The following is an 8533-nucleotide window of genomic DNA, read 5'->3' as shown; positions in this document are numbered from 1 at the left end:
TCAGGAGCGGTCGCGTCCTTGCCATCCTTGTCGGTGAAGGTCGGCGAAGACTTCGTCTCCTTGCCCGGGACGACGAGCTTGTCCTCGTAGGACGGCTCGTAAAGGTCCTTGTCCTTGTCGGTCACCGTGACGGTGACGTCAACGTTGTCCTTCGTGCCATCCGGGTAGGTCACAACCACCGGAACGGTGATCTTGTCGCCCGGCTTGGCGTCCTCCGGGATGGTCACCGTGATCTCACCGGTGTTCTCATCGATGGTCACGCCATCCGGGGTGTTCTCACCCGGGGTGAACTTCGTGCCCTCCGGCGGCGTGGTCGGGTTGCCATCCTTGTCCTTGAAGGTTGGCTTGTCCACCTTGACGTCCTCACCAGGCTTACCGGTGACGTCGGTGTACTCCGGCTCGTAGTCCAGGTTCTGGTTCGGAACCTTCGGGTTGGTCTTGTCTTCCTTCTCCTTGTCATCCGGGATGCCGTCACCGTCATCGTCCGGATCCTCGGTATCAGGCGTGCCATCACCATCAGTGTCCAGCTTGAACTTCGCGGTCGCGTCGTCGGTGGAACCATCCGGGTAGGTCACAACAACCGGAACGTCGAATTCCTCAACGGTATCCTTGTTCAACTTGGACTTGTCCGGGAAGGTCACGGTGATCTCGCCGGTGTTCTCGTCGATAGTGACCACGTAGCCCTCAGGAGCCTTGAAGTCCTGCGGAATCGCAAACTTGGAGCCCTCCGGAGCGTCGACCTTCTCCTCGGTCTCGTTGCCATCCTCGTCGACCTTGGTAAAGGTCGGAGCAGACTTCGTCTCCTCGCCCGGGACAACGAGCTTGTCCTCATAGGACGGGGTGTACTCGTCCGCGTCGCGGGTGACCAGCACGGTCCATGCGGAAACATCATTGCCGCCAGAGACCAGGACCACGTTGAAGAAGTCGCCCTTCTTCGCATCATCCGGGATGTCGAAGGTGCACGCTGCGACCTGGGCCTTGATACCCTTGGACTGGTCGAGGTCGCACGTCTTGAGGACCTTGCCCTTAGCGTCGCGCCACTCCACCTTCGACGGCAGCGTGGACAGGTTGCCGTGGAATTCCGGCGTCACCGTGACGCCAGGTGCAGCCGGCTTATCCGTCGCGTTGTAATCAGCCGTGATCGACACCGGGGTGTACGGCATGACCGCGTAGTTGACGTTGTACAGCGAGTTCAGTTCCTGGTACGGAAGACCGTTGAAGTTAATCGGCAGCTGGTTCTCGCCCGGGGAAGCCGCCGCCTTGAAGTTTCCGCCAGCATTGAAGCGCTGGAAGATCGGGGTGTGGAAGCCCGTGTAGCCGTTCTGAACCACACCATCCTTGTTCTCCACCCATACGAACACGTGGTTCGGATTAAGGACGTCCTCGCGGACCTGGCCCTTCTCGTAGTTGCCGAAGCGCAGGGTGTAGCGGCCCTCGTTATCGGTCTTGCCGTAGACGGTCTTGAGGATGTACTCCGGATTGTCCTCGAGCATCCGCTTGGTGGCCTCAGCCAACTTCGCCGGGTCGTTCTTGTACTGCTCGTGCAGAACCTGGTTAGCCGCGGCACCATCCTTGGTCAGGGTGGACGCGTAGACGGTGTAGCCGTCGGCGGCTTCGTCGACACTGTTGAACGACGGACCGGTTGCCACGATGCCCTTGTCCGGACCGCCGGTCTCCAGCCACACGCGACCGGAAACGGTATTCGGTACGTCAGTCTGGGTTGACGCCAGACCGATCGGGCCCTCGGGGTCCTCGACCAGCCTGTCGCCCTTGGCAGCCATCCAGCTTTCCTTGTGGCTTGGCGGGACTTCCTGCAGGAACGCAGCCATGAGCTGAATGTTCGCGTCAGCAACGCCAAAGGATCCCAGCGGCCCTTCAACCAGCCCGTTGAACGAGCCAGGGACGAAACCGTTGGCCTGACGGAACATGACAACGTTGTTGCCGCGCTCGTTGGTAAACGGCTCAACCCAGATGCGGTGCTTCTGGTCCGTACGGGCAGACCACGTGTGCTCACGGCCAAGCTTGTCCGTCCAGGTAATGCCTTTATCGCCAGTACCGAACGCAAACGTACCCTGACCGCCGTTACCACCGACGACGTCCGGCAGCGTGTGCGTCTGCGCCTTGAAGATCGGCGAGTACGAACCGTCCTTGTCACGGAACTGGGCATAGACGGTGATGCCGTCGAGCTTCACGTTGCCGTTGTCATACGCCGCACCCGGGTTACCGCCAGGGGTGGTCAAGTAGACGTGGCCCGAGATCAAGCCCTTACCAACACCGTGTGCATCAGTCAGGTTCGCGGCCTTGGTGACACGACCGCTGGCGATCATGTCCGCATCAATGATTCCGTTCTCATCAACCACCGGAGCAGGCGAATTCTGCTCAGACTCAGCAGCAGGCGCTTCCTCCTGCGCGAACGCAACTGGCTGTGCGAACGGCGCAACCAACGCAAACGACAGCGCGGCTGCGGCAATGGAAGTGCCGCGGCGGCGGGAAATGTAGTTCTTCTTCACCGAAATTCCTTCCCTCGAAAATGATCCTTCGGTTAGATACGTGCATCTCTTTGTACCCCGTCTTTGACACATGTCACACAGAGACGACATAGCCGAGAGTAAGGAGTTAGACAAGTGTCTGCAATATTTTGTTTCTTTCGCTTGATAATGCTTTTAATTCTTTAAGCTTCTTCAAAGCGTTCAAGCCTCTCCACATGGCAAAACCCACACCGCAATCCCCCTTTTCTTAGGTTGTGAAATTTTGCATAGGGTCGCTTGCTGACGGTGGGGTTGGTGACGATCGCATAGTGCCATCAACGCACGTTCTCACCCCTCAACTTGAGGCGCGAGGCAGCGTGGCGTACATTGTGCGCACAGGTTCTACACGTTGCTTGAAGACCTCACCACACAAAAGTAAGGACAGTGGTCCCTATGACTCAGCCAAAAGTTAAGCGACTTCACCTCAGGACAACAGAGGTCCAGGACGAGACGCTACGAAGTGCCGCCGAAGCCCAGGATGTTCCGGTGTCCGATTTCGTGCTCGGCAGCGCAATGATCGAAGCGGAAAAGATTCTTGCCGATCGCCGTTGGTTCGAATTGAGCGACGAAGACTTCGCCAAATTCGAGAAAGCCCTCGATACCCCCGTCGACGGCACGAAACTAGCGCGCCTTCTCGCATCCGACTCCGTCTTCGGAAAGGAGTTCCACCTTGACTAGGGACATCATCCAACCTCCGCGAACGATCGAAAAGGAAGATGATGTTGCAGGTTTCTCCTGCGGGGTGGAAAGCCTAGACAAGTGGCTCAAAGAAAACGCTTGGAAAAACCAACGCGCCAACAATTCTGTCACCTACGTGACAACGCTTAACGACAAGGTAGTTGGTTACTACGCTCTCGCATCGGGCGGTGTCAGCCGAGATGCCCTGCCCAAGCGATTCCGCAACAACCGTCCCAAGGATGTTCCGATCATCCTTCTGGGGCGGTTCGCTGTCGATTCGCGCGCTCAAGGCAGACAACTAGGCAAATCCCTATTACAGGACATGTTTAGACGCGCGATCGCCGCAGCGGAGATAATCGGTGCGGCAGCGATCCTCATCCACGCACACGATGAAAGCGCAAAACAGTTCTACCTCCATAACGCTAACTTTCATGAAATGCCAGGAGAACCGCTCCATCTCCTCCTGCCGGTGGAATCACTGATCCAACAAGCCCAGAACTCTTAGCATGCGGCGCCTCCACGCTTCCAACTCAATCGGCACAACGGTAGGCGTATCCCTCAGGGTTTCAGGCTCCCACAACCACATCGATCCCGTCGGCATACCGGCGGGCAAAGCATCAATCAGAAACTGGATACTCTCTAGTGGCGCATCCCTATTGCAGCGGTATGAAGCGGCGACGAGATTGAAATGATTGAGCGTGCTGACCAGCGACCCCTCCTCTACCGGTTGGTAGAGCTTCAACGTCTCCAAGGCGCGCTCCGGGTTTTCTCCAATAATGCAGAACCCGAAGTTTCTCTTCACCTCTGGCTCATTAGGAAACAGGTTTATGTTTTCACTTGCCAGGTTGACCGCCTGGTCCACGTCACCTTTGTCTAATGCGGCAATTACGGATTTCTGTGCTTTCTCCAGCTCAGCCAATGGCCCCCGCTGATAGGGCGCAATTTGTGAAGTCGCGCGCCTAGCGAGCTCTTGGGTTACATCAAACAAAGAGACTCTGCGTTCCTCCAGAAGACCAACGTCAAATTGGGCTAATCCCTGAACCGCACCGGGCTTCGTTATGAAAGTCAGCTCCCACAGCAGGGACTCACTAGCCCACTCGTCTAGATACGTTTTTGTAAACCGCTCACATACCCAAACCGTTGCGTCACGGCCATTGAGCAAAAACAGATCCTCATCATCGGCAAGAGACTGGTCTGTTGAGTAACGCCACCCAACGAGATGCGCAATAGGCGCCTCTTGAAGCCAACGTTGCACCTCCCGAACAAAAGACCCATTCATCGCCCTAGCTCGGGCCAAGCTCCGGTCTCCTGCTGCTACGCCTTGCAGCTCTGGACTTGCAATAAGAAGATCAGCCCATTCTCCCAGAAGCAGTTCATCACTCCCGCGTTCTTTTTCCAGCACGAGCTGCCGGCACGCTAACGCTCCTTCAAGGACAAAATCGATCAACATCGGCCCGAATCCAGTTCGGATGATCGCATCGGCGGACAGACCGCGATCGGCCAACTTGCCAAGTGCGGACGTGATTTGAGTATCACGACGCAACCTGTCTGGGACGTTCAATCGCCGCAGATTGTCCGAGACAAGCCGAAAGAGCTGCGCAGTCGTCCAGCAGCTCGTTGGCTCACCCGGGAGGTGCACATAATCTACCCCTACGCCCTCTGAGTGATCAGCCGAGGAAACGAGTAACTCACTTAGTGTTTCACAAGTCCGTAGCCCGTTGCACAACCGATGGTCAGTGACGCTACATTCTTGGCTGGCAGCGGCAACATAATCGGCCAGATCACGTCCGCCCTGTGCCACTTCCCCTACCGCTCCATAATGTCGTGGCGCACGATGGTCTGGTCGCGGCCCGGGCCGACGCCGATGTAGGAGATCGGCGCACCGGAGAGCTCCTCGAGGCGCAGCACGTAATCCTGGGCCTTCTGCGGCAGCTCCTCAAAGGTGCGGCAGCCGGTGATGTCCTCGTCCCAGGCGGGCATCGTCTCGTAGATCGGCGTTGCGTGGTGGAAGTCGGTCTGGGTCATCGGCATTTCGTCGAAACGCTTGCCGTCCACGTCGTAGGCCACACAAATCGGGATCTCGCCGATGCCGGTGAGCACGTCGAGCTTGGTCAGGAACAGGTCCGTAAAGCCGTTGACGCGGGAGGCGTAGCGCGCGATCACGCTGTCGTACCAGCCGGTGCGGCGCACGCGGCCGGTGTTCACGCCGACCTCACCGCCGGTGACCTGCAGGAACTCGCCCCACTTGTCAAACAGTTCCGTCGGGAACGGACCCGCCCCAACGCGGGTGGTGTAGGCCTTCACAATGCCCAGCACGCCCGTGATGCGAGTCGGGCCGATACCCGCACCCACGCACGCGCCGCCGGCGGTCGGGTTCGAGGACGTCACGAACGGGTAAGTGCCGTGGTCCACGTCCAACATGGTGGCTTGGCCGCCCTCCATGAGGACGTGCTTGCCGGCGGAGAGGGCGTCGTTAAGCATGCGCTCCGCATCAATCACCATCGGCTCGAGGCGCTCCGCGTAACGACCGAAGTAATCCATCGTCTCCTCGACCGAAATCGCGCGACGGTTATACATCTTGACCAGCATCTGGTTCTTCACATCTAGCGCCGACTCAATCTTCTGGCGCAGGATGGACTCGTCGAAAACGTCCTGCACGCGCAGGCCCACGCGAGCGACCTTGTCGGCGTAGGTCGGGCCGATGCCGCGACCCGTCGTGCCAATCGCGCGCTTGCCCAAGAAACGCTCCTGCACACGATCCAACTGCTGGTGATACGGCGCCACCAAATGCGCATTCGCGCTGATCTTCAACCGCGACGCATTCGCACCGCGCGCCTCAAGGCCGTCAATCTCCTCGAACAACGCCTCAAGGTTCACCACCACACCGTTGCCCAGAATCGGGGTGGCATTTTCGGACAGGACGCCGGCGGGCAGCAACTTCAGCTCGTACTTCTCCCCACCGACAACCACCGTGTGCCCAGCGTTATTACCGCCGTTGGGCTTAACCACGTAGTCGACCCGACCGCCGAGAATGTCAGTTGCTTTGCCTTTGCCCTCGTCGCCCCACTGGGCGCCCACGATGATGATGGCGGACATCACGCACTCCTTAAATATGGCGTATGAACGGGCATATTGTACCGTGAGCGCCATGCGGCTCATCCACTGCGCATGCGGCGCGTCCCCCGAACCCTCAATTCCGGGCGCAGAAACGTTCCAACTCCCCGCGCACCCCACCCAGCGCGACCTCAAGTTTCTCGACGCCATCGCGCGCGAAGTGCTCCCCTCAGATCCCACCCCGTCGCTTGACGAGATCCAGAAAAACCCCGCCGTCGACCACCTCGGCGCACCCACGTTTGCGCCGCAGCAACCCTCTGAGCCGTTGCGTGTTGTGGTGTCCGGCAGCGACCGTGCCCTCGGGCTGGTGCTCACCCGCCTGATGCGCGCGGATTGCATGTGGGTGGAGGTCGGGTACGTGCCCGCGGATCCGCAATCGCCCGCGGCGGTGCTCTGGGGCGCGGAGTCTGCGGATCTTGCTGCAGGCGGGCCCGTGCGACCCGTCCCCTGCATCCGCACCGACTTCGGCGAGGTCGTTGCAGGATCCGCGGAGCTCTTTACTGACGACGGCGCCACGCCCTACTACGGCGAAGTCGTCGTCGACTCGGACGTGCTGGTCCACCCCGGCGTCGAATACGGCGCACGCCTCGTACCCACCGTCGACGCGCCCGGCATCGCTGCCGCCCCCTTCACCAGCCCACTCGTACCCACCCGCCGCTTCCTACGCCGCCAACCCGTCGCACGCCTCGACGGCAGCCGCACCCTCACCGGGCGCGCCCTGCAATCCGGTGGCAATGAGATCGCAGTGCGTATCGACGACCACCTGCGCCCCCGACCCGTCTCCCGCGTCACCTTCTACCGCCACCTGCGCGACATTCAGGCGGTCCGTTCGGCATAGTTTCAGGAATTATATTCACGCTCTGGCGGACTTCACATTTCGCGTTTTCTCTATGCGATTGGTAGCTCGCTGTTACCTAACTGACACATTGCGTTCATTTCGCTGAACGTTTTGCCACCTTTCAGATTTTCGTTTCCGCTGGCTGTTGGCGGTTTCCATGGGACTACCTGAACTTGTCGTGTTTGTCGCTCGAACACCCGTTCTACTTTTCGAGGCTCAGGTTGGGTCCGCTGCCAGAACGGTTGATCGTCGTTACGGTCGGAATCGTTCTCGCAACAACAAATCAAAAGGAGAAACAACAATGACTAACCTCAACCGCATCGAGGATCTTGCAAACGCAACCGCATACGACGTCAACGGCGACAAGGTCGGCGGCGTCAAGGACGTCTACGTCAACGACTCCACCGGCCAGCCAGACTTCGTCTCCGTTAGCCACGGCCTCTTCGGTGGCGGCGACTCCATCGTCCCACTGCGCGGCCACACGCTTCGCGACGGCGAACTGCACCTTGCATTCTCCAAGGACCGCATCGAGGACGCACCGGATCTCGACGAAAACGGCCACCTGACCACCCAGGACCAGGACGCCTTCTACCGCCACTACGGCCTGGAGACCACCGAGGACGTGACCACCTACGAGACCGGTAAGCACGCCGCTGCTGGCACCGGTGCCGGTGTCGGCGCTGCTGGTGCTGGTGCTGGTGCTGCGGGTGCTGGTGCTGGTGCCGGTGAGCGTGGTGTCGTCGATAATGAGCGCGCCGCTGCCGCAGACCGCACCACCGACGTCGACGGCGAACTGATCCGCTCCGAGGAGCAGCTCAACGTCTCCAAGGACCGCGTCGAATCCGGCCAGGTCAGCCTGCGTAAGTACGTCGTCGAGGAGACCGAAACCGTCGAGGTCCCGGTCGAGCGCGAGGAAGTCCGCATCGTACGCGAGCCGATCACCGACGCAGACCGCGCAAACTACGACGGCAACATCGGCGAGCAGGAAGCATCCGTCACGCTTCACGAGGACCGCGTGACCGTATCCAAGGAATCCGTCCCGGTAGAGAAGGTTTCCCTGGAGAAGGACACCGTCCGCGATACCGAGCGCGTCTCCGAAGAGGTGCGCAAGGAGCGCTTCGAGACCGACGGCGTCGTCGAAGACAACAAGTAAAACCTGTATAGGGGTTTAGCCCCTGGCTCTCGCCCCGGTTGGGAATGTTCCTAACCGGGGCTTTTTGCTGTTCGTTTTGCTGATCGTCTAGCTCGGCTAGGCTCCCTACTAGACGATCAGCATTCGGGTTCGAAGTTTTCCCAGGTGATATTGCACATGATGTTCGGTAGCGGCGAGATCGTCTAGTTGTGCCGTGTCATGTCTCATGACTTTTTGGACATG

Annotated in this window: 7 protein-coding genes; 4 read left to right on the top strand and 3 right to left on the bottom strand. The window is 59.5% G+C overall.

What is annotated here, in order from left to right; all coding sequences use genetic code 11:
- The coding region (locus tag HMPREF3145_RS04805) for a YPDG domain-containing protein (protein ID WP_070422118.1) at nucleotides 1-2510 on the bottom strand (2510 nt) is incomplete at its 3' end.
- Between the two features lie 411 nt (nucleotides 2511-2921).
- Between HMPREF3145_RS04805 and HMPREF3145_RS04800 the strand changes: the two genes are divergently transcribed.
- Nucleotides 2922-3206 (top strand): type II toxin-antitoxin system TacA family antitoxin, encoded by a 285-nt coding sequence (locus HMPREF3145_RS04800; protein ID WP_070422119.1) that lies wholly within the window; start codon nucleotides 2922-2924, stop codon nucleotides 3204-3206.
- Nucleotides 3199-3711 (top strand): GNAT family N-acetyltransferase, encoded by a 513-nt coding sequence (locus HMPREF3145_RS04795; RefSeq protein ID WP_070422117.1) that lies wholly within the window; start codon nucleotides 3199-3201, stop codon nucleotides 3709-3711. The genes HMPREF3145_RS04800 and HMPREF3145_RS04795 overlap by 8 nt, the downstream gene beginning before the upstream one ends.
- Here HMPREF3145_RS04795 and HMPREF3145_RS04790 read toward each other — a convergent pair.
- Nucleotides 3682-4767, bottom strand: a complete 1086-nt coding sequence (locus HMPREF3145_RS04790) for a hypothetical protein (RefSeq protein ID WP_141739371.1) — start codon at nucleotides 4765-4767, stop codon at nucleotides 3682-3684. The genes HMPREF3145_RS04795 and HMPREF3145_RS04790 overlap by 30 nt on opposite strands.
- A gap of 245 nt (nucleotides 4768-5012) precedes the next feature.
- Nucleotides 5013-6302, bottom strand: coding sequence for an adenylosuccinate synthase (locus HMPREF3145_RS04785; protein WP_070422115.1), 1290 nt, complete (start codon nucleotides 6300-6302; stop codon nucleotides 5013-5015).
- A gap of 52 nt (nucleotides 6303-6354) precedes the next feature.
- Here HMPREF3145_RS04785 and HMPREF3145_RS04780 point away from each other — a divergent pair, with 52 nt between their 5' ends.
- Together HMPREF3145_RS04780 and HMPREF3145_RS04775 are read left to right on the top strand one after the other, a co-directional pair.
- A complete protein-coding gene (locus HMPREF3145_RS04780) occupies nucleotides 6355-7158 on the top strand; it encodes a hypothetical protein (RefSeq protein ID WP_083279391.1) in 804 nt (267 codons plus the stop codon).
- Between the two features lie 301 nt (nucleotides 7159-7459).
- Nucleotides 7460-8311 (top strand): PRC and DUF2382 domain-containing protein, encoded by an 852-nt coding sequence (locus HMPREF3145_RS04775; RefSeq protein WP_070422113.1) that lies wholly within the window; start codon nucleotides 7460-7462, stop codon nucleotides 8309-8311.
- Nucleotides 8312-8533: the final 222 nt, after the last annotated feature.

Source organism: Corynebacterium sp. HMSC05C01, from assembly GCF_001807155.1.
Classification (GTDB): Bacteria; Actinomycetota; Actinomycetes; order Mycobacteriales; family Mycobacteriaceae; genus Corynebacterium; species Corynebacterium coyleae.
The sequence above is the reverse complement of the archived record's forward strand: the minus strand, read 5'-3'. Positions and strand labels throughout refer to the sequence as shown.

Coding starts and splice junctions, on each gene's coding strand:
- HMPREF3145_RS04800 (WP_070422119.1), top strand. CDS start 2,922: ATGACTCAGCCAAAAGTTAAGCGACTTCACCTCAGGACAACAGAGGTC.
- HMPREF3145_RS04785 (WP_070422115.1), bottom strand. CDS start 6,302: ATGTCCGCCATCATCATCGTGGGCGCCCAGTGGGGCGACGAGGGCAAA.
- HMPREF3145_RS04780 (WP_083279391.1), top strand. CDS start 6,355: ATGCGGCTCATCCACTGCGCATGCGGCGCGTCCCCCGAACCCTCAATT.
- HMPREF3145_RS04775 (WP_070422113.1), top strand. CDS start 7,460: ATGACTAACCTCAACCGCATCGAGGATCTTGCAAACGCAACCGCATAC.